Source organism: Planomicrobium sp. MB-3u-38, assembly GCF_002836425.1.
Taxonomy (GTDB): domain Bacteria; phylum Bacillota; class Bacilli; order Bacillales_A; family Planococcaceae; genus Planococcus; species Planococcus okeanokoites.
In genome coordinates, this window is the sequence record NZ_PJBO01000003.1 from 17,970 (window position 1) to 38,187 (window position 20,218).

The following is a 20,218-nucleotide window of genomic DNA, read 5'->3' on the forward strand; positions in this document are numbered from 1 at the left end:
GTGGAAAAATCAGTGGATATCAGACTGACGACGACCATCCGCCAGCCGGATATGGAAGAACAAGTGATGAAACTGCAATCCCACGGGACATTGACGGTAAAGAACAACCGCCAGTATCTCCAGTACCGGGAGCAGCAGGACGAGCTTGAGATTCGGACCATTGTGAAATTCAATGAAGAAGAAGCGGTAATTATGAGAAGCGGCGGCCTTCAGATGAGGCTACCGTTTTTATTGCATAAAGAGCAGACGGGGAACCTGACGAATGCGCAAGGTTCTTTTATGCTGACGACGACCGCGCATGAATTATCGGTGAGCGGGACTCACTTTAAAGTCCGCTATGATTTGGCGCTCGGCGCTGAACATGTCGGCGAGTATGAGATGGAAATTCAATTTATGGAGGCTACAGAATGAATGCAGTTGAAAAAGTTCAGCACGCCATTAAACAGGCGATAGCGGAAGCAGTGGAGAAAGCGGAATTGACGACAGAAGTGGTGGATGTCCACCTGGAAGCGCCAAAAGATAAAGCTAACGGCGATTACGCGACGAATATCGCGATGCAATTGACGCGTATCGCACGTAAAGCGCCGAAAGTGATTGCGGAAGCGATTGTTTCGAACGTCGACAAAGATTCTGCGAACATCGAGAAAATCGAAATTGCAGGACCAGGATTCATCAACATCACGATCAAAAAAGATTATCTTCTGGACGTTGTGAAAACGGTGCTGGACCAGCAGGAAAATTATGGCCGTACCAATTCCGGCGCAGGCGAAAAAATCCAGGTCGAATTCGTATCAGCGAATCCGACGGGAGATCTTCACCTCGGCCACGCGCGTGGTTCGTCTGTCGGTGATTCACTGTGCAACGTGCTGGACTTTGCAGGCTATGATGTATCCCGTGAATACTATATCAATGACGCCGGCAATCAGATCAATAACCTGGCGCTGTCCATTGAAGGACGTTATTTCGAAGAGCTGGGCAAAGGCGACAGTATGCCTGAAGACGGCTACCACGGCCAGGACATCATCGACATCGCCAAAGGCCTCGTTGCTGAACACGGCGATAAATTCCTGAACATGACACACGAAGAGCGCTATGCTGAATTCCGCAAGCACGGACTTGAAGTGGAACTGGCGAAGCTTCAGAAAGATTTGGCTGATTTCCGCGTCGAGTTCGACGTCTGGTTCTCGGAAACTTCACTATATGAAAATGGCAAGATTGACTTGGCATTGCAAAAACTGCGCGACAATGGCCATATCTATGAAGAAGGCGGCGCAACCTGGTTCCGTTCGACGACTTTCGGCGACGACAAAGACCGTGTGCTCATCAAGAACGATGGATCATACACATATCTGATGCCGGATATCGCTTACCACGAAGATAAGATTTCCCGTGGCTTCGGCAAATTGATCAACATTTGGGGAGCGGACCACCACGGATATATTCCGCGGATGAAAGCAGCAATCGAAGCGCTTGGCTACGACCGTGACACGCTTGAAGTAAGCATCATCCAAATGGTTCAATTGTATAAAGACGGCGAGAAGATGAAGATGAGCAAGCGTACCGGTAAAGCAGTAACGATGCGCGAATTGGTCGAACTTGTCGGACTGGATGCTGTGCGTTATTTCTTCGCAATGCGTTCAGGCGATTCGCATATGGACTTCGATTTGGATCTGGCAGTTTCGCAGTCCAATGAAAACCCGGTCTACTATGCGCAATATGGCCATGCCCGCATTTCGTCGATTTTGCGCCAGGCTGAAGAGCAAGGGTATACACCTTCGACCGACAATCTGGATTTATTGGCAGATGAAAAGGAAATTGATGTACTGAAGAAAATCGGTGATTTCCCGCAAGTGATCGCGGACGCTGCAAAACAGCGCGCGCCACACCGTGTAACGACTTACATCCAGGAATTGGCGTCACAATTCCACAGTTTCTATAACGCCAATAAAGTTCTGGATACGTCGAACGAAGACATGACCCGTGCGCGTCTTGCGTTGATTACAGCGGTTAAAACGACGCTTGCAAACGCATTGAAAACAGTCGGTGTATCTGCACCGGAAAAAATGTAAGCGACATTTCTGAATTTTTCTGTATAATGAAATGGAAAAGTAAATTTCATATCAATCATAAAGGTGCTTATGTCTAAGAACATGAGTTAAAAGGGAAGCCGGTTCGATTCCGGCGCGGTCCCGCCACTGTAAGTGTGAGCTATCTGTAATATGCCACTGGAACATGATTCCGGGAAGGTGCAGAATGCGATGATCATGAGCCAGGAGACCTGCCTTTATGGAACACCCATAAGCTTGCGAGGACAGGCTGGATGCGCATGTCTTTTTATGGCGTCCTTTCAATCCCTCGCATAGCTGCGGGGGATTTTTTTTCGAAAAGCGGAAACGGCCGCTCAGCTCCGACAAGCGTAAGACGCACTGGCGTAGCGGCATGTTTTCAGCCGCTTAGGCAGTGAGGCTTACGACTCGAGGAGTTGGCCGTTGGAGTCTGGACACTCGAAAAGCGGAAGCGCCCGCTTAGCTCTGAAAGGCATAAGACGATCTGGCGAAGTGGCGTCTTTCCAGCCGCACAGCCAGAGTGGCTTATGACCCGAAGAGCTGGGCCGTTGGAGTCTGGACACCGGACGCTTGGAGAAAGTGCAATACTTGAATGAAATATTCATGGTTCAACTTCGAATCAGCGGTACCCCCTCCGCTGATTCGGAGTTGAACCGCAAACAAACACATTGGAGGAAAACAACATGAAGAAATTTTGGAAATTCGGTATGAGTGCAGGATTCGCAGCAATGCTGCTCGCAGGTTGCGGCGGAGAAGACGCGGCGAATGAAGAACAGGAAATCGAAACACCGGCCGAACCGCCTGAGGAAGTTGCGGAAGCGGAATTTCCGGTGACCCTCGTGGATGCCATGGGTGAAGAAGTCGTCATTGAAGAAGAGCCGCAGGCAATCGTTTCTATGATTCCTTCCAACACTGAAATTGCCTATGAACTGGGATTGGGCGAAAAAATTGTGGGTGTATCCGATTTTGATAACTACCCGGAAGAAACGGCGGACGTGGAAAAAATAGGCGGTCAGGAATTTAACGTTGAAAAAATCATCAGCCTTGAACCGGATCTTGTACTGGCTCACGAGTCTGGTCTGGGTATGGGAACAGAAGGTCTTCAGCAATTGACTGATGCAGGCCTCACTGTATTTGTTGTTGATAACGCTGAAAGCTTTGAAGAAGTTTATGATACGATCACAGTTATTGGCCAGGCTACCGGATCTACAGAAGAAGCCAATGCACTTGTAGAAGAAATGGAAGTGCAGGTTGAAGAAATTTCAGAGCAGGCAAGCAATGTAGAAGAAAGCAAATCTGTGTTTGTGGAAGTGGGCAGTGATCCGGAAATCTATACAACCGGTTCCGGTACATTCATGCACGAAATGCTTGAACTTATCAATGCCGAGAATGTAGCCGGCGATCAAGAAGGCTGGGTCAGCATGGATCCGGAAGCTATAGTAGCAGCCGATCCGGATGTCATCGTGACGACAGAAGGCGGTTATATTGAAAATGCAGAAGAAGCCATCAAATCGCGGAGCGGTTTTGCTGAAGTGACAGCAGTTGAGGAAGATGCGGTTTACAGTATCGATTCAGATGCAGTGACACGTTCAGGTCCACGCTTGACTGAAGGTCTGCTGGAGCTCGCACGCTCAGTTTATCCGGAGGTTTTCAGTGAGTAAAAATTTACTGGCATATATCGTTTCCCTGCTGCTGTTGGGCGGAGCGATCGTGCTGGGTGTAACGATCGGCACTGTGACGATTTCACCTGTCGTATTATGGAATCCGGCATCGGATGCGGCGGCAGCCAATATCCTTTGGAATATCCGTATGCCACGTGTGGTTCTGGCAGGACTTGTAGGAGCAGCACTTGCCATTGCCGGTGCGGCATTCCAGGGTCTCCTGAAAAATCCGTTGGCTGATCCTTACACTTTGGGAGTGTCTTCCGGTGCCTCTGTTGGCGCCGTGATGACACTTTTTTTCGGCATTTCGCTCCCTTTTCTCGGGTCGTTCACTTTGCCGGTCATGAGCATGGCTGGTGCATTAATGACAATGTTTCTGGTGATGGGTTTTGCAAAATTGGTCGATCGGTCGATGAAAATGGAAACTGTGATCTTAACAGGCATCATCTTCAGTTCTTTTCTTGGATCGCTCATTTCTCTCATGATCGCTTTGACAGGAGAGGAACTTCGGCAAATTATCGGTTGGCTTCTCGGCAGTGTATCGATGCGCGGCTGGCCGTATGTCCAGATGGCGCTGCCTTTCATTATCATCGGTTCTTTTGTGCTCTGGTTGAACCGGCGGGAATTGAACGCAATGCTTTTTGGTGAAGAAAGAGCCCAACACTTGGGTGTGGATGTGAAAAAAAGGAAACTGGCTATATTGATTGGTGGGTCGGTCTTAACGGGTGCAGCTGTTGCAGTGTCCGGCACCATCGGGTTCGTGGGACTGGTGGTTCCGCATATGACCCGGCTGGTATGGGGTTCGGACTATCGTCATCTTCTGCCATTGTCGTTCATGAATGGTGCAGCTTTATTGATCGTTTGTGATCTTGCAGCAAGAACGATCATTTCGCCGACAGAGTTGCCGATCGGCGTTATAACAGCTTTTATCGGGGCTCCAGTATTTGCTTTCATTTTTTTCCGCCAGCGTAAAGGAGGAACTTCAAATGCTTGAAATTACTAACCTGTCAGGTGGCTACGGAGAAAAAAATATTATTTCTGATGTCAGCTTTAGAGTTGAGAAGGGGGCTATGCTCGGAATTCTCGGTCCTAATGGAAGCGGTAAATCGACGTTGATGAAGCTAATCAGCGGAGTATTGCCAGCTAACGTTGGATCAGTGAAGATAAGCGGCAGAAAAATAGGTGATTATCCTGCCAAAGAACTGGCAAGGGAGATGGCCGTGCTCCCCCAGCTCCACGTGCATGCATTTTCACATACAGTCCGTGAAACCGTATCGCTTGGCAGATATCCACATCAACAAGGCTGGTTCTCGTCATGGTCAACTGAAGATGAAGATGCAGTGGTCGAAGCTATGCGCCTGATGGATATCTTGCATTACGAAAAAACACAGATTGATCAATTATCAGGTGGGGAACAGCAACGGGTCTTCGTTGCGCAGGCATTAGCCCAAAATGCTTCGATCCTCTTGCTGGATGAACCGACCAACCATCTGGATATCAATCATCAGAAGGAATTGCTCGATACAATAAAAAAACAGGCAATCGAGAAAGATCTGACCGTCGTGTCGATTTTTCACGACATCAATTTAGCGGCTATGTATTGCGACCAACTCCTGCTTTTGGACAAAGGGGAAGTTTTCCAGATCGGTGAGCCTCACGAGGTGATCCGGGAACAGGACATAGAAGCAGTTTATCAGACAAGGGTCATTAATCATCCGCATCCTGAGTTGCCGAAACCGCAAATCACTTTATTGCCGAATGTAAAAAGAAAGACAGAAATTAATAATATAAAGGCTGAAGATTTTTCCATTACTGCTGAAAGAGTCTTATATAGAAGCAAAGTTCCATTGAAAACAGTGTCTTCTGCGGTTGTCAATCCAGGTTCCGGCTGGTATCGGAATTTCATGAATCGCCATGTTGACGCCAATTATAATGTTGATGACAGTGTGGAAGAGATGAAATCATATATTGAACAGAAGGGCATCAAGTCGACGGATACTATCGGGATGATGACGGCTGTGCAGACCGAGCATGCGATCGTAAAAGAATATGAAGGGCCGTTCGGGACCATAATCATTGCGGTTACAGCAGGTGTCGGCAATGGTGTCGACGTTTCAAAAGCAGTGGAGCGGACAATGCAAGTCGGCACGATCAATACGTGGATCATGGTCAATGGCATATTATCCGAAGAAGCCTTTATCCAGGCTATGATCACTGCGACTGAAGCAAAGACGAAGGCGCTGCAGCATGAACAAGTATTAGATCCGCTGACAGGCACGATTGCAACCGGAACTTCAACGGACAGCTGCTTAGTGGCCGCAACGCAGCAAGGGGAACAGCTGCCTTATGCCGGTCCTGTCACAGAAGTCGGAAAATTGATCGGACTGGGTGTTTTCGAATGCACTGTTGAAGGCATCAAACTATATCGGGAGGCTAAAAGGAGATGACTTTCCATATTTTAGCGATCGGCATCGGTTTGTTGCTGGATCGGCTGATAGGTGATCCGCCTGGATGGCCACATCCTGTGAGGTGGATCGGCCGATACATTATGCTGATGGAAAAGAAATTGAACAAAGGGCGGCAGGCTTTCCGGAATGGCTTCATTTTGACCGGTTCTTTGATGTCCCTTGTTTTTTTGGTAGTTTTCGGCATTGTGGCATGTGCGTATTCTGTCCACCCATTCAGTGGGATAGCGGTGGAAGCGTTGCTGATTGCTTCCGGTTTGGCGCAAAAAAGCTTGAAAGTCGCTGCTGAAGAAGTTTATCAACCGCTGATCAACAAGGATTTAGAAATAGCACGTGAGAAATTGTCCTGGATTGTTGGCCGGGATACTGACCATCTCGAGGAAAGCGAAATTACCCGTGGAGTGGTGGAAACTGTTTCTGAAAATACCAGTGACGGTATTACTGCTCCTCTTTTCTGGGCTTTTTTGCTCGGGGCGCCCGGCTTGTGGCTATATAAAGCAGTCAATACATGTGATTCCATGGTGGGATACAAAAATGAAAAATTTGAGCACTTCGGTTTTGCTTCTGCAAAGCTGGATGATCTGCTGAACTTTATTCCCAGCAGGATAACGGGATTGTTAATCTTGTTGGTGACGAAGAACAGGCAAACTATGACATTAGGAGAGCGTTTGAAGCTCTGGTTCACCGACGCCCCCAAACATCCCAGTCCGAACAGCGGGTGGCTTGAAGCAGCGACAGCCGTTCAAATGGGTATCCAGCTTGGCGGCGTGAATTCCTATAATGGAGTTTCATCATATAGGGCAGTAATGGGTGAACCGATACATAAACTGGAAGCATTGCATATCAAAGAAGCGGTCACCCATATGCAAATTGCAACATGGGCCTTTTTCATATTATTTTCTCTGGGAGGAATCTTGCTTGGCCTTACCTAATCATGGAGCGAATCCAATCCGTCTTTATCAGCAGGCTGGTGTAGAACCACCCGCAGCATTTATCGATTTCAGTGAGAATATTCATCCCTTGGGACCGCCAGCCTTCATCCAAAATAATTGGCAGAATTATTTTTCGCTGATAGATCAGTATCCGGATCCAGAAGCTGAACCGTTCCGGACAGCAGCTGCAGCATTTCATCAGGTGGAAAAGAGCCAAGTCGCTGTTGCCAATGGTGCAGCGGAAATTTTCACATGGCTTGCCAGACGCTATCGAGGAAAGCAGGTGGCATTAGTGGAACCGGCGTTCTCCGAATATCGGCAAACACTGGAAGCAGAAAATGCCAGCATAAAAGAGATTCAATTGACTGAGGCGAATAATTGGCAGCTGGATGTCGAATTCCTTAATGGCAAATTGACTGACTGCGCCGCATTGTACATATGCAATCCGCATAACCCGACTGGAAATTTATTGTCAGCGGAGAAAATGAAGGAGATAGCCAGGCTTAGTTCCGAAGCCGGCTGCGAATTGGTTGTGGATGAAGCTTTTATCGACTTCATCGGGGAAGAGGCATCTTTCGTTGACCATCTTTCCGCCTATCCACATGTCATCATTGTTCGTTCGATGACTAAGATGTATGCCATTGCAGGCTTAAGGCTTGGGTACGTTTTAGCAATGCCTGAATTGATCAAACAGCTTGCCGCGGGGGCAGCCCATTGGAACGTGAATGCGCTGTCTGCCACAATCGGTTCTTCCTGTTTGCAGGAAGAGAAGTACCGTAAGGAAGTAATTCGGTCAGTAAACAAAGAGCGGCAGAAAATGACGTCATTCCTAAAAGAGCAAGGCTGCCATTTTACGGATGCAGCGGTGAATTTTCTCACATTCAAGTTGCCGAGCGGCAAAAATCCTGATCATTTTTTTCGGGATATGCTGAAAAAAGGCATGGTTTTACGCCACACCTATTCGTTTAAAGGGATGGATGGGCAATGGTTCAGGGTTGGCATGAAATCAGAAAAAGCTATGGAAAATCTTCGAAAGGAGATGGTTTTATGGCTAAGGGAAAACTGATCTTCATCAGCGGCGGCGTGCGCAGCGGAAAAAGTTCCTATGCAGAAATGCTGGTCCGAAATTCCGCCTGTGGCCGCAAAGTATATCTTGCAAGCGGACGGGCAAATGACAGTGAGATGGCAGAACGCATAGAACGCCACCGTGAAGACCGGAAGCTGGATGGCTGGCACACAATCGAGCAGCCGATTCGTTTTGAGGAGGCACTTTTGAATATAGGCGAAGGTGATGCGGTCCTATGGGACTGTGTGACAACCTGGCTGGCGAATGAGCTGTATAATGGTTGGGAACAGAACGATATGTGCGCGGATCAGCCGGGATGTATGGAGGCGAAGTGGACGCATCTTCAGCGGACTTTAACTGAGTTGAATGATAAAGCAGAGTTGCTGGTTGTTGTTTCAAACGAAGTATTGGATGATTTTATCCGGGATGAGCTTTATATGAAGTGGCTGGGAACGATTCACTTATGGCTGGTGCAACACTCTGATCATGCTTTTGAGATGGAGAATGGTCTGGCATTCAAGCGGAAATGAGGAGGGAGAGACAATGGCAAAGCATATTGGGATAGGGTTATTGCTGACTTTGCAGTTTTTCTCGACTTTTCCAGTGAAAAAGAATTTACCGATGAAAAAAGCGCAGCTCAACGCCATGTATATCCTTTTGCCGATGCTCGGACTTTTGTTTGGCGGCATTTTGGCGATGACAGCTCTTTTGATCAGGGAAACGACTTCAAGCGGATCTTTGCTGCTGGCTTTAATACTGGTGGTTTTAAGTCTGGCATTGAGTGGTGGACTTCATATGGATGGGCTGGCTGATGTGGCAGATGCCTTTTTCTCCTATAAGGAAAAAGAGAAGCGCCTGGAAATCATGGGCGATCCCCGCATTGGCGCTTTCGGTGCTATGGCACTCATCGTAATGATTGCCGGGAAACTGATCATCGTTTCAGAAACTGCACTGACAGTCTCACTATGGATGATTTTGTTCATCCCCGCAATTTCCCGGATCGGTCTCCTGTTGATTTTCAGTTCGACACAATCGGCCAAAAGTTCTGGACTCGCCGCTTTTTTCCAAAGTAAAACCGACTACCGGAAGATTGCACGCTGGGGCTTCTTGTGGTTCGTTCTGATTATGGCAGCCGCAGCAATGCTGGTGGGCTGGCAATTGACACTTGTGATAATACTGTCATTTACAGTTGCTTCTTTATGGTATCGGAATTGGTGCATGAAACATTTTGGAGGCGTCACAGGTGATTTGTTCGGCACCTATATCGAAGGGATGGAACTGCTCCTATGGATACTCCTTTTGTTCTTCATTTAATTCGGCATGCGCCGACGGCTGGAAATTTGGAAAAAAAGTATATCGGCTGGACAGACGAAGCGGTTTTACCGTTTGAAACTGAGGCACAGCTGAAAAACGGAGAAATATGGGGAAGTGATTTGCTGCGTTGCCGCCAAACCGCTTCCATCCTTTTTCCGAACGCTGCCTACCGGCCAGACCCGGGCTTTCGCGAATGCAATTTCGGGGAATGGGAAATGAAAACCTATGAAGAATTAAAAAGTGAACCGCTTTACCGGAAGTGGATTGATGATCCTTATTCAGTGACACCTCCGGACGGCGAAAGCCTTCACCAGGTTGAGCTGCGGATTTCTCAGGCTTTGAGCAAACTTCCGGCAGGCAATGAATTTACAATCATCATGCATGGCGGCCCGATCCGTTATTTATTGGCGCGTGCCAAAAAAGAAACTTTTCGTGAGCAACAAGCATTCCACGGAGACTGTCATTCAATTTCCTGGCAAAGCAGGCAAGCATTCGAGGAGGAAAGAATATGCAAATCATATTCGGTGGTGCCTTTAACGGCAAAAGGCAATATGTAAAAGAAAATCTGACAGTAGGCGATTACTGCTGGTGTGAAGGAACGCTGCCGGATACTTCAGCAGAGTCTGCAGTCATTGCAGGCTTGGAAAAATGGGTGGAGCAGCAATTGCTTTTAAAGAAATCGGAAGTGCAGATCATGCAGCAAATCAATGAAATCTGTCTTCGGAGCACAAGTTCAAACTATATATGGATTCTCACGGATATGAATAGGGGAATTGTACCGATGGATGCATTGGAGCGCCAAATGCGCGATGTAATTGGCAGGATCTATCAATTCCTTTTCAAAGAAGCAAAAGGTGTCATCCGCATTTGGTATGGCATTCCACAAACAATCAAAGGGGCGGATCAAGATGAAAATTTATACGAAAACAGGGGATAAGGGACAAACCAGTCTGATCGGGGCAAGAGCAGATAAAGATGCTCCGCGCATCGAAGCGTATGGAACCATCGATGAAGTGAATTCGTTTATCGGGAAAGCCATGACTGAATTGGACAAATCATTATTCGAAGACCTGCTGACAGATCTCGAAGCCATCCAGAATGAACTTTTTGACTGTGGCGGTGATTTGGCCGACGTTCGACCGAATCCTCAATTTAAAATGACAGAAGCACCGGTTGAAGTTCTGGAACAAAGAATCGATGATTTGATGGATGAGCCACCCTTACTGGAACGATTTATCCTGCCAGGAGGTTCTCCGGCAGCTGCCACTCTTCATATAGCACGTACCATCACGCGTCGTGCAGAGAGGCAGACGGTTACGTTGATGAAATCCGGCGAAGAATTCCCGACAGTGGTGCAGCGCTATTTGAACCGCTTATCGGATTATCTGTTTGCGGCAGCGCGTGTAGTCAATTCACGCAACGGTGTACCGGATAATGAATATGTCAGAAGTGCAAAAGTTTTCAAAGGCGGCGGTCGCGCCAAAAAGCAGGGGGAATAAAAATGGGTGTTAGAAAATTGGCATTGGCAGCTTTATTCATCAGTCTATCTGCAGTAGGCGGCATGATTAAGATACCGCTCGGCATTGCATCGATTGCGCTGGATTCGTTGCCTGCATTGCTGGCGGTGCTGTTTTTTTCAGCACCGCTTGCAGCGTTGATTGCGATTTTCGGACATATGATGTCAGCATTTCTGGGAGGCATGCCACTCGGCCCATTCCATCTCATGATAGCTGCTGAAATGGGCATGATCGTCTGGCTGTTTGCAAAATTGCATGCAGCAGAAATGGATCGGATAAAATGGTTAGCCTTCATCTTTTTCAATGGCGTCATAGCAGCTGTGCCATTCTATTTTTTGATGTCGCCCGCTTTCTTCTACGCGACGGTACCGGCACTTCTTTTGGCAGCAACAGTGAATGCTGCTGCCGCAGCGGCTGCTATGCCCTATTTATTGCGCATAAAAGCCGGGAGAACGAACCATGCGTCATGAAATCATTTTGAACGGAATGGTCATTACCACAGATAATTCAGCAGCAATTGGTCAAAAACGTCTGGATGCAGTTAAAGCACCCGATCCTATTACAGCGAAATTCGCAGCGCGGGTGGCTCTTTTGGAACAATGGGCAGCCGGCAGCGAACCACAGGCCGTTTTACTGCATAATTTCAGTGGAGCGGAACACTGGGAACCATACGTTGCCGGCATTGAAGAACTGTTTTATGAAGCCGGTTTGCCCAAGCCATCAATTTCCGGCAGTTCTGAAACGAATATGCAAACCTTGCAATCGGCTCTTGCTGTGACCATGATTGGCAGGCAGGAAGGTGAAAGAGAGGAATCGAATCTTGAATGGGTCGTCTATGGTGAGCCGCTAACCGGAAAAGATGTGCTGGAAAATCCCGCTAAAATAGCAGATCTGAAAAAGCTGAATGATTTGATGAAGCGGAAACTCATCCATCGGATTTGGCCGGTGGGTTCAAAAGGTATTGCTGCTGAAGTGGATCTGATGCTCAACAGGACAATTAAAGTGCTTGAAAAGGGGCCCGATTTACTCGCATCTGGTGGACCGGCCACATCGGTGCTGTTGGGCACTATGCCTCAAAACACTAAAACGGTGATGGATTTTCTGGAGTCACCGGTCTACCCGGTATATTTCGATAAGATATGAAACGAGACATGAACATATAAACTGTACCCGTGGTGTAAGGTGGAATTCTTGCCTTGCTCCACGGGTTTTATTTTATTAGATTAAGAAGAAAATAGTGAAATTAAATATGTATAGAATGAAAACCCTTTCAATAGAACTATTGACTGAATGCTCATTCATATTTTAATATAGAACTAAGCATCGACATTCGATGGGAGTTCACGTAAACTTTGAATAAGGATTTTTTGGAATATATTTTTTAAGGGGGAGTACCAATGGAGCCATTGCTCATTGCAAACTGGATTTTGTTCCTGGCTGTGACGATATACGCGGTTTACCTATTCGTTTATTTGCTGAAGTCACGCTATGACTATATCCAATTGGGGAAAAAAGTGGAGTTTGAGGACAATTTCAACGAACGTGTCCGCAAAGTCATGGTCAATGTATTTGGTCAAAAGAAATTATTGAAGGATAAGAAAAGTGGAGCAATTCACGTCATGTTCTTCTACGGATTCCTATTAGTTCAGGCAAGTGCTATCGATTTTATTATCAAAGGCTTATCGCCAGGATCACATTTACCGTTGGGCCCGCTATACCCAGCATTTACGTTTTTCCAGGAGATTGTGACTTTGACAATTCTGGTTGCCGTCGTGTGGGCGTTCTACAGACGTTATATTGAAAAATTGGTTCGCTTGAAACGCGGCTGGAAATCCGGTCTTGTGCTGATTTTCATCGGCGGTTTGATGGTTACAGTCCTAGTCGGCAATGGCGCCGGAATGGTTTGGCAAGATCACCCGACAGCTTGGACCGAGCCTGTAGCATCTGTATTCGCTATGGTTTTCGCAGGCCTTCCTGAAACAGCTGCTGCAACAATCTTCTATATTATGTGGTGGGCACATCTATTGTTCCTGCTAACATTCCTTGTTTATGTACCACAATCAAAACACGCTCACTTGATCTTCGGACCGGTCAACACCTGGTTCCACCGCGTTGATCACGTCGGCCGCTTGAAGCCGATCAACTTTGAAGAGATGGAAGAAGCGGATGAAGATGATCCTGACGCCATGCCTTCATTCGGTGTCGGAAAGATCACAGACTTCAACCAGGGGCAGATGATCGACTTCTACGCATGTGTGGAATGTGGTCGATGCACGAATATGTGTCCAGCAACAGGTACAGGGAAAATGCTGTCGCCGATGGACCTGATTACAAAACTTCGTGATAATTTGACGAACACGGGTGCAGTGATGACCCAGAAAAAACCTTGGGTGCCGGCAATGGCATTCAGCAACACGCAAGGAAACCAGCTGGCAATGGCTGCTGGTGCTGAAGGCGTAAGCATCGATGATCTTTACAGCCCAAGCCTTATCGGAGACGTTATCACAGAAGAAGAAATCTGGGCATGTACAACTTGCCGTAACTGTGAAGACCAATGTCCGGTTATGAACGAGCACGTCGACAAAATCATCGACCTTCGCCGTTACCTTGTCATGACTGAAGGGAAAATGGATAAAGACGCTCAGCGCGCGATGACAAACATCGAGAAGCAGGGTAATCCATGGGGCCTTAACCGTAAAGATAAAGAAAACTGGAGAGATGCGCGTGAAGACGTTCATATCCCGACTGTAAAAGAAATGAACAAAGCCGGCGAAGAATTCGAATTCCTGTTCTGGGTTGGTTCAATGGGTTCATTCGACAGCCGTTCTCAAAAAATTGCGTTGTCATTCGCCCGTCTGATGAATCAAGCAGGAGTGAAATTCGCGATTCTTGGCAATAAAGAAAAGAACTCCGGAGATACACCGCGTCGTCTCGGCAACGAATTCCTGTTCCAGGAACTTGCGACAGCGAACATCAAAGAGTTCGAGAAAGCGGACATCAAGAAAATCGTTACAATCGATCCGCACGCATACAACATCTTCAAAAACGAATATCCTGATTTCGGCTTCCAGGCTGAAGTCTACCACCATACCGAAATGCTGTTTGAACTATTGCAGCAAGGCAAGCTGAAACCGCAATACCCGGTACATGAAAAAATCACGTTCCATGATTCCTGCTATCTTGGCCGCTACAACGATGTCTACGACGCACCGCGTGAGATCTTGAAATCGATCGAAGGCGTCGAACTGGTTGAAATGGTCCGTAACCGCCAGGACGGAATGTGCTGTGGCGCCGGCGGCGGATTGATGTGGATGGAAGAAGACGCTGGACACCGCGTCAACGTTGCCCGCACCGAACAGGCACTCGAAGTGAATCCAACAATGATTTCTTCCGGCTGTCCGTACTGCCTGACAATGCTGTCAGATGGAACGAAAGCGAAAGAAGTTGAAGAAACAGTAGGCACTTATGACGTGTCCGAACTGCTTGAAATGTCCATCTTCGGCAAAGAAACTGAAATGCCGGAAGAACAGCTTGTTCAATAAAGATTGCTAAAAGCGGAAAAATTCTATAATATGAAAGACAAGAGGAGGGAGTGTAAAAGCTCCCTTTTTTCACGAGAACTTGTCGAGCGAGCGTTCAGTCAACCAAACGGCCGAACATCATTCGGCGATTTGATTTGCGACAAAGCAACGGAGCGTAGCACAGTGATGCAGGAGCAAGTATTAGCGGTCTCTAGTTCTAGAAACGGTAATAAACTGATAATGGGCGAACTGCATTCGCCCGAAATGTTTGCGACGAAGCAACGGAGCGTAGCGCAGTGATGCAGGAGCAAGTATTATGGGTCTCAAATTCTAGAAACGGTAACTCTCTGAAGCTAGTGAAGCGAAGCTGAACGATGCAGGAGCAAGTATTATCGGTCACTAGTTCTAGAAACGGTAACCCTCTGAAGCTAGTGAGGCATTTAAAAATTTATCAGCGATTTTTTTGGGTTTATCAGCGGTTTTTAACCGTTTATCAGCGATTCGGATATTTATCGTCGATTTTCAGAGGTTTATCGTCGATTTTTCACCATTTATCGTCGCTTTTCAAAGGTTTATCGTCGATTCCAGGAAATAAGCTACATCCATTATTTTTTTATTTCAATTGAAAACGTTTACAACATGGGAGGAGAATTTATCATGGCAAAAACAGTTATCATTGATGGTGCAAGAACAGCATTCGGGAAATTCGGAGGCGGGCTGAGCTCGTTGACAGCAAGTGACCTCGGAGCTGCAGCAATCAAGGAAGCGATGAACCGTGCAAATATCCAGCCGGAAGATGTCCAGGAAGTGATCATGGGCAATGTGCTACAGGCTGGCCAGGGCCAGATTCCTTCAAGACAAGCCGCTTATAAAGCAGGCATTCCATATAACGTTAAATCAGAAACTATCAATAAAGTGTGTGCATCAGGTCTTCGTTCAGTAACGATGGCTGATCAGATCATCCGCCTTGGTGACGAAGAAGTGATCGTTGCGGGCGGAATGGAATCCATGTCGAACGCGCCTTATTATTTGCCGAAAGCGCGTTGGGGCTTACGCATGGGCGATGCGCAAATGATCGACGGAATGGTTCATGACGGGTTGTCGTGTTCATTCCATCCGGATAAAGTCCACATGGGCACATACGGAAACTCGACTGCTGAAGAACACGGCTTGACGCGTGAGAAACAGGATGAATGGTCTGTCCGTTCTCATGAACGCGCCATCAAAGCGAAAGATATGTTCGCTGAAGAAATTACACCGATCGAAGTGAAGCAGCGTAAAGGCGATCCGATTAAAGTGGAAGTCGATGAAGCGCCGCGTGAAGGCACGACAGCAGAATCTTTATCCAAATTAAAACCGGCATTCGGCAAAGACGGCACGATCACTGCGGGAAATGCTCCAGGAATCAATGATGGTGCGGCTGCACTTATCCTAATGAGTGAAGAACGCGCGCAGAAAGATGGCAAAAAGCCACTTGCTTATGTGCTTTCCCACACGGAAGTAGCTGTTGAACCGCATCGTTTCCCGGAAACACCGGGTCTTGTCATCAACGAATTATTGAAGAAAACTGGCAAATCTTTGGATGACATCGATATATTCGAAATCAACGAAGCATTCGCAGCTGTAGCACTGGCGAGTTCGAAAATCGCTGGATTGGACGCTGAAAAAGTGAACGTCAACGGTGGCTCTGTAGCACTTGGACACCCGATCGGCGCAAGCGGTACACGCATCATCCTGACACTAGCGTATGAGCTGAAACGCCGCGGCGGCGGAATCGGTATTGCAGCAATCTGTTCAGGCGGCGGGCAAGGCGATGCAATCATGATCGAAGTACCTAAGGAGGCAAAATAAGAATGGCAATTCAAAACGTAATGGTGATCGGAGCCGGCCAAATGGGCTCAGGCATCGCGCAAGTCTGCGCACAGGCAGGATTTAATGTGAAACTGAATGATATGAAGCAGGAAGCGTATGATCGCGGAATCGCGAATATCACGAAGAACCTTTCCCGCAATGTGGAAAAGGGCCGTATGACAGAAGATGAAAAATCAGCAACTCTTGGCCGCATCAAGTCTTCGCTTGATTTGAAAGATGCACATGACGTCGATATCGTCATCGAAGCGGCTGTTGAAAATATGGAAATCAAACACAGCATATTCAAGACACTTGATGAAGTGGCGCCGAAACATGCGATTCTGGCGACAAACACTTCTTCACTTCCGATTACGGAAATTGCTGCCGTGACGAACCGTCCGGAGCAGGTGATCGGTATGCATTTCATGAACCCAGTGCCTGTCATGAAGCTGGTTGAAATCATCCGTGGCCTCGCAACAACTGACGAAGTTTATAAAACAATCGAAGAAATGACATTGAAACTATCGAAAACACCGGTGGAATGCAATGATTTCCCAGGCTTCGTGTCCAACCGCATCCTGATGCCGATGATCAATGAAGCCGTGTTTACGCTTCAAGAAGGTGTGGCAACGAAAGAAGCGATCGACAGCATCATGAAAATGGGCATGAACCATCCGATGGGGCCGCTTGAGCTGGCTGATTTCATCGGACTCGATACTTGCCTCTACATTATGGAAGTTCTTCATGAAGGCTTTGGCGACAGCAAGTACCGCCCGAGCCCATTACTGCGCCAGTACGTGAAAGCCGGTTGGCTTGGCAAGAAAACAGGACGCGGATTCTACGAATACAATTAACCGGGGGGGGAACCCGCAATGGATTTACACTTCACAGACGAACAAATTATGATGCGCAATATGGTGCGTGATTTTGCAAAAGAAGAAATTACACCTTTTATCGAAAAGATGGAAGAAGGCGAATTTCCTCGTGAAATTATAAAAAAAATGGCCGAACTTGGCCTGATGGGCATTACAGCTCCCGAAAAATACGGCGGCTCGGAAATGGACTTCACTTCCTATATCACGGCTATCCATGAATTATCGAAAGCAAGCGGCGTCATCGGCGTCATTCTTTCCGTCCATACTTCGGTCGGAACAAATCCGATTCTGCATTTCGGGACGGAAGAGCAGATTGCTAAATATGTGCCGAAACTTGCCAGCGGCGAGTATCTCGGCGCATTCTGCCTGACGGAGCCGGCTGCCGGTTCCGACGCAGGAAGCTTGAAGACAAGAGCTGTCCGTGACGGCGACGATTATGTATTGAACGGTTCAAAAGTGTTCATTACGAATGGCGGCGAGGCGGATACCTATATCGTCTTCGCGTCAACAAAACCCGAAGCCGGTTCACGCGGCATCTCCGCGTTGATTGTAGAAAAAGATTATCCTGGCCTCATCATCGGCAAGGACGAAAAGAAAATGGGCATGCACGGTTCGCGGACTGTACAGCTTACGTTCGACAATATGCGTGTCCCGGCTGAAAACTTGTTGGGCCAGGAAAATAAAGGCTTCAGCATCGCCATGGCCAACTTGAATGTCGGCCGCATCGGCATCGCCGCTCAGGCGCTGGGCATTGCGGAAGCAGCTTATGAATATTCAGTTGCCTATGCCAAAGAGCGTGAGCAATTCGGCAAGCCGATTGCCCAGCAGCAAGGCATTGCGTTCAAGCTCGCGGATATGGCGACACAAGTTGAAGCGGCGAAACTGCTCGTTTACAATGCTGCCAGCCTTTATTCCGAAGGCAAGGATTGCAATAAAGAGGCGTCGATGGCGAAGTTGTTCGCATCGAAAGCTGCCATGGATGTTGCGATCGAAGCAATCCAGGTTTACGGCGGCTACGGCTACACAGAAGATTATCCGGTAGAGCGTTTGTTCCGCGACGCCAAAGTGACGGAAATCTATGAAGGCACAAGTGAAATTCAACGAATCGTTATCAGCAAGCAACTATTAAAATAGCAGGGGGAAAATGAAAATGAATTTTAAATTAAGCGAAGAACATGAAATGATCCGTAAAATGGTACGCGATTTTGCAAACAAAGAAGTGGCGCCGACAGCTGAAGAGCGCGACGAAGAAGAACGCTTTGACCGCGAAATATTCGACAAGATGGCTGAACTTGGTTTGACAGGGATTCCTTGGCCGGAAGAATACGGCGGAATCGGATCCGACTATTTGGCGTATTGCATCGCCGTTGAAGAATTGTCGCGCGTTTGCGCATCTACAGGCGTAACGCTTTCTGCACATACTTCACTGGCAGGGTGGCCGGTATACACATTCGGAACGGAAGAACAGAAGCAGAAATATCTTCGTCCGATGGCGGAAGGGTCGAAAATCGGCGCTTACGGCTTGACTGAACCAGCTTCAGGATCTGACGCAGGCGGCATGAAAACAAACGCCAAAGAAGACGGCGACCACTGGATCCTTAACGGTTCTAAAATCTTCATTACAAACGGCGGCATCGCGGATATCTATATCGTATTCGCAGTGACGGACCCGACTTCTAAACATAAAGGGACGACTGCGTTCATCGTAGAAAAAGACTTCGAAGGATTCTCTGTCGGCAAGAAAGAGAAGAAGCTCGGCATCCGTTCAAGCCCTACAACTGAAATCATTTTCGATAACTGCCGTGTGCCAAAAGAAAACGTACTCGGTGAACTTGGTCAAGGATTCAAAATCGCAATGCAGACGCTTGACGGCGGACGCAACGGCATCGCTGCTCAGGCAGTCGGAATCGCGCAAGGCGCTATGGACGCTGCAATCGATTATGCGAAAGAGCGCGAGCAATTCGGCAAGCCGATCGCTGCAAACCAGGGAATTTCATTCAAGTTGGCGGATATGGCGACTTCAATCGAGGCTTCACGCTTATTGACTTACCAGGCTGCTTGGCTTGAGTCGAATAAATACTCTTACAGCAAAGAATCAGCTATGGCTAAATTGATGGCCGGCGATACAGCGATGAAAGTCACTGTTGAAGCGGTGCAAGTATTCGGCGGCTACGGCTATACGAAAGATTATCCGGTTGAACGCTTCATGCGCGACGCTAAAATCACTCAAATCTATGAAGGCACACAGGAAATCCAGCGTCTGGTCATTTCCCGTATGGTCACTAAATAATCGGAGGCAGGCCTATGAATGAAAAGCGTGCAATACAGTCTTCCGTGAAAGATGAAACCCTGATCGAAAAGCGCCGAGCGCAGATGATCCGCGGCGCTGTCACGCTTTTTAAAGAAAAGGGCTTTCACCGCACGACTACCAGAGAAATCGCCAAAGCAGCGGGCTTCAGCATCGGCACTTTATATGAATACATCCGGACAAAAGAAGATGTGCTCTATTTGGTCTGTGACTCGATTTATGATGAAGTGCATTCACGCCTGGCGACAATCGACATGGAAAACGGTTCATTGGAAGTGCTGATTACGGCACTTGAACATTATTATGGGCTGATCGACGATATGCAGGATGAATTCGTCGTCATGTACCAGGAGTCGAAGTCATTGCCAATGGACGCGCTTCAATACGTGCTGAAAAAGGAAACGGAAATGGTTTCCCTTTTCGAGCGCTTATTGACCGAGTGCGCAGAACGCGGGCAAGTAGATCTGACACCGAAGGAAATCGTTTTGGCGTCCCATCATTTATTCGTCCAAGGCCAGATGTGGGCATTCCGCCGCTGGGCCTTGCGCGATTTCACCATCCAGGAATTCATCGCAATGCAAACGAAGTTCCTTCTGCAGGGGATGGCAGGAGAAAAAATCTCGATATCAGGGGGCTAAACAT

The 20,218-nt window shown here is 47.7% G+C and carries 20 protein-coding genes and 1 riboswitch; all 20 genes read left to right on the forward strand.

Annotated features, from left to right (window positions below):
- Positions 1 to 411, forward strand: coding sequence for a YwiB family protein (locus tag CXF70_RS02460; protein WP_084244176.1), 411 nt, complete (start codon positions 1 to 3; stop codon positions 409 to 411).
- On the forward strand, positions 408 to 2,069 hold the full coding sequence (gene argS / locus CXF70_RS02465) for an arginine--tRNA ligase (RefSeq protein WP_101801401.1): 1,662 nt from the start codon (positions 408 to 410) through the stop codon (positions 2,067 to 2,069). The genes CXF70_RS02460 and argS overlap by 4 nt, the downstream gene beginning before the upstream one ends.
- Before the next feature lie 44 nt (positions 2,070 to 2,113).
- Positions 2,114 to 2,300, forward strand: a riboswitch (cobalamin riboswitch).
- A 449-nt stretch (positions 2,301 to 2,749) separates the two neighbouring features.
- The gene (locus CXF70_RS02470; RefSeq protein ID WP_101801402.1) at positions 2,750 to 3,727 is read left to right on the forward strand and encodes an ABC transporter substrate-binding protein; all 978 of its coding nucleotides are present in this window, start codon (positions 2,750 to 2,752) and stop codon (positions 3,725 to 3,727) included.
- Positions 3,720 to 4,721 carry a FecCD family ABC transporter permease gene (locus CXF70_RS02475; RefSeq protein ID WP_101801403.1) on the forward strand — a complete coding sequence of 334 codons (1,002 nt, stop codon included), beginning with the start codon at positions 3,720 to 3,722 and terminating at the stop codon, positions 4,719 to 4,721. The genes CXF70_RS02470 and CXF70_RS02475 overlap by 8 nt, the downstream gene beginning before the upstream one ends.
- Positions 4,714 to 6,174 carry an adenosylcobinamide amidohydrolase gene (locus CXF70_RS02480; RefSeq protein WP_101801404.1) on the forward strand — a complete coding sequence of 487 codons (1,461 nt, stop codon included), beginning with the start codon at positions 4,714 to 4,716 and terminating at the stop codon, positions 6,172 to 6,174. The genes CXF70_RS02475 and CXF70_RS02480 overlap by 8 nt, the downstream gene beginning before the upstream one ends.
- Positions 6,171 to 7,124, forward strand: coding sequence for an adenosylcobinamide-phosphate synthase CbiB (gene cbiB, locus CXF70_RS02485; RefSeq protein WP_101801405.1), 954 nt, complete (start codon positions 6,171 to 6,173; stop codon positions 7,122 to 7,124). The genes CXF70_RS02480 and cbiB overlap by 4 nt, the downstream gene beginning before the upstream one ends.
- Positions 7,111 to 8,190 (forward strand): pyridoxal phosphate-dependent aminotransferase, encoded by a 1,080-nt coding sequence (locus CXF70_RS02490; RefSeq protein WP_101801406.1) that lies wholly within the window; start codon positions 7,111 to 7,113, stop codon positions 8,188 to 8,190. Before cbiB ends, CXF70_RS02490 begins: the two co-directional genes overlap by 14 nt.
- Positions 8,172 to 8,720: a bifunctional adenosylcobinamide kinase/adenosylcobinamide-phosphate guanylyltransferase gene (locus CXF70_RS02495; RefSeq protein WP_101801407.1), complete on the forward strand. Its 549-nt coding sequence runs from the start codon at positions 8,172 to 8,174 to the stop codon at positions 8,718 to 8,720. Before CXF70_RS02490 ends, CXF70_RS02495 begins: the two co-directional genes overlap by 19 nt.
- A 13-nt stretch (positions 8,721 to 8,733) precedes the next feature.
- Positions 8,734 to 9,504, forward strand: a complete 771-nt coding sequence (gene cobS, locus CXF70_RS02500) for an adenosylcobinamide-GDP ribazoletransferase (protein ID WP_101801408.1) — start codon at positions 8,734 to 8,736, stop codon at positions 9,502 to 9,504.
- Positions 9,505 to 9,530: 26 nt separating this feature from the next.
- Complete coding sequence (locus CXF70_RS02505; RefSeq protein ID WP_233208523.1) at positions 9,531 to 10,061, forward strand: histidine phosphatase family protein; 531 nt, start codon at positions 9,531 to 9,533, stop codon at positions 10,059 to 10,061.
- On the forward strand, positions 10,013 to 10,441 hold the full coding sequence (locus CXF70_RS02510) for a bifunctional adenosylcobinamide kinase/adenosylcobinamide-phosphate guanylyltransferase (protein WP_101801442.1): 429 nt from the start codon (positions 10,013 to 10,015) through the stop codon (positions 10,439 to 10,441). The genes CXF70_RS02505 and CXF70_RS02510 overlap by 49 nt, the downstream gene beginning before the upstream one ends.
- Positions 10,413 to 11,003 (forward strand): cob(I)yrinic acid a,c-diamide adenosyltransferase, encoded by a 591-nt coding sequence (locus CXF70_RS02515; RefSeq protein WP_101801410.1) that lies wholly within the window; start codon positions 10,413 to 10,415, stop codon positions 11,001 to 11,003. The genes CXF70_RS02510 and CXF70_RS02515 overlap by 29 nt, the downstream gene beginning before the upstream one ends.
- Before the next feature lie 2 nt (positions 11,004 to 11,005).
- The gene (locus CXF70_RS02520) at positions 11,006 to 11,491 is read left to right on the forward strand and encodes an ECF transporter S component (RefSeq protein WP_101801411.1); all 486 of its coding nucleotides are present in this window, start codon (positions 11,006 to 11,008) and stop codon (positions 11,489 to 11,491) included.
- Positions 11,481 to 12,164 carry an alpha-ribazole-5-phosphate synthase gene (locus CXF70_RS02525; RefSeq protein WP_199172777.1) on the forward strand — a complete coding sequence of 228 codons (684 nt, stop codon included), beginning with the start codon at positions 11,481 to 11,483 and terminating at the stop codon, positions 12,162 to 12,164. Before CXF70_RS02520 ends, CXF70_RS02525 begins: the two co-directional genes overlap by 11 nt.
- A 254-nt stretch (positions 12,165 to 12,418) precedes the next feature.
- Entirely contained in the window at positions 12,419 to 14,563 is a 2,145-nt protein-coding gene (locus tag CXF70_RS02530; RefSeq protein ID WP_101801412.1) for a (Fe-S)-binding protein, read from the forward strand.
- A gap of 636 nt (positions 14,564 to 15,199) precedes the next feature.
- Complete coding sequence (locus CXF70_RS02535) at positions 15,200 to 16,393, forward strand: acetyl-CoA C-acetyltransferase (protein WP_101801413.1); 1,194 nt, start codon at positions 15,200 to 15,202, stop codon at positions 16,391 to 16,393.
- Between the two features lie 2 nt (positions 16,394 to 16,395).
- Complete coding sequence (locus CXF70_RS02540) at positions 16,396 to 17,247, forward strand: 3-hydroxybutyryl-CoA dehydrogenase (RefSeq protein ID WP_101801414.1); 852 nt, start codon at positions 16,396 to 16,398, stop codon at positions 17,245 to 17,247.
- 18 nt (positions 17,248 to 17,265) lie between these two features.
- On the forward strand, positions 17,266 to 18,402 hold the full coding sequence (locus CXF70_RS02545; RefSeq protein ID WP_101801415.1) for an acyl-CoA dehydrogenase: 1,137 nt from the start codon (positions 17,266 to 17,268) through the stop codon (positions 18,400 to 18,402).
- Positions 18,403 to 18,418: 16 nt separating this feature from the next.
- Positions 18,419 to 19,558 (forward strand): acyl-CoA dehydrogenase, encoded by a 1,140-nt coding sequence (locus tag CXF70_RS02550; RefSeq protein ID WP_101801416.1) that lies wholly within the window; start codon positions 18,419 to 18,421, stop codon positions 19,556 to 19,558.
- Positions 19,559 to 19,572: 14 nt separating this feature from the next.
- The gene (locus CXF70_RS02555; RefSeq protein ID WP_101801417.1) at positions 19,573 to 20,214 is read left to right on the forward strand and encodes a TetR/AcrR family transcriptional regulator; all 642 of its coding nucleotides are present in this window, start codon (positions 19,573 to 19,575) and stop codon (positions 20,212 to 20,214) included.
- The last annotated feature ends 4 nt before the right edge of the window (positions 20,215 to 20,218 follow it).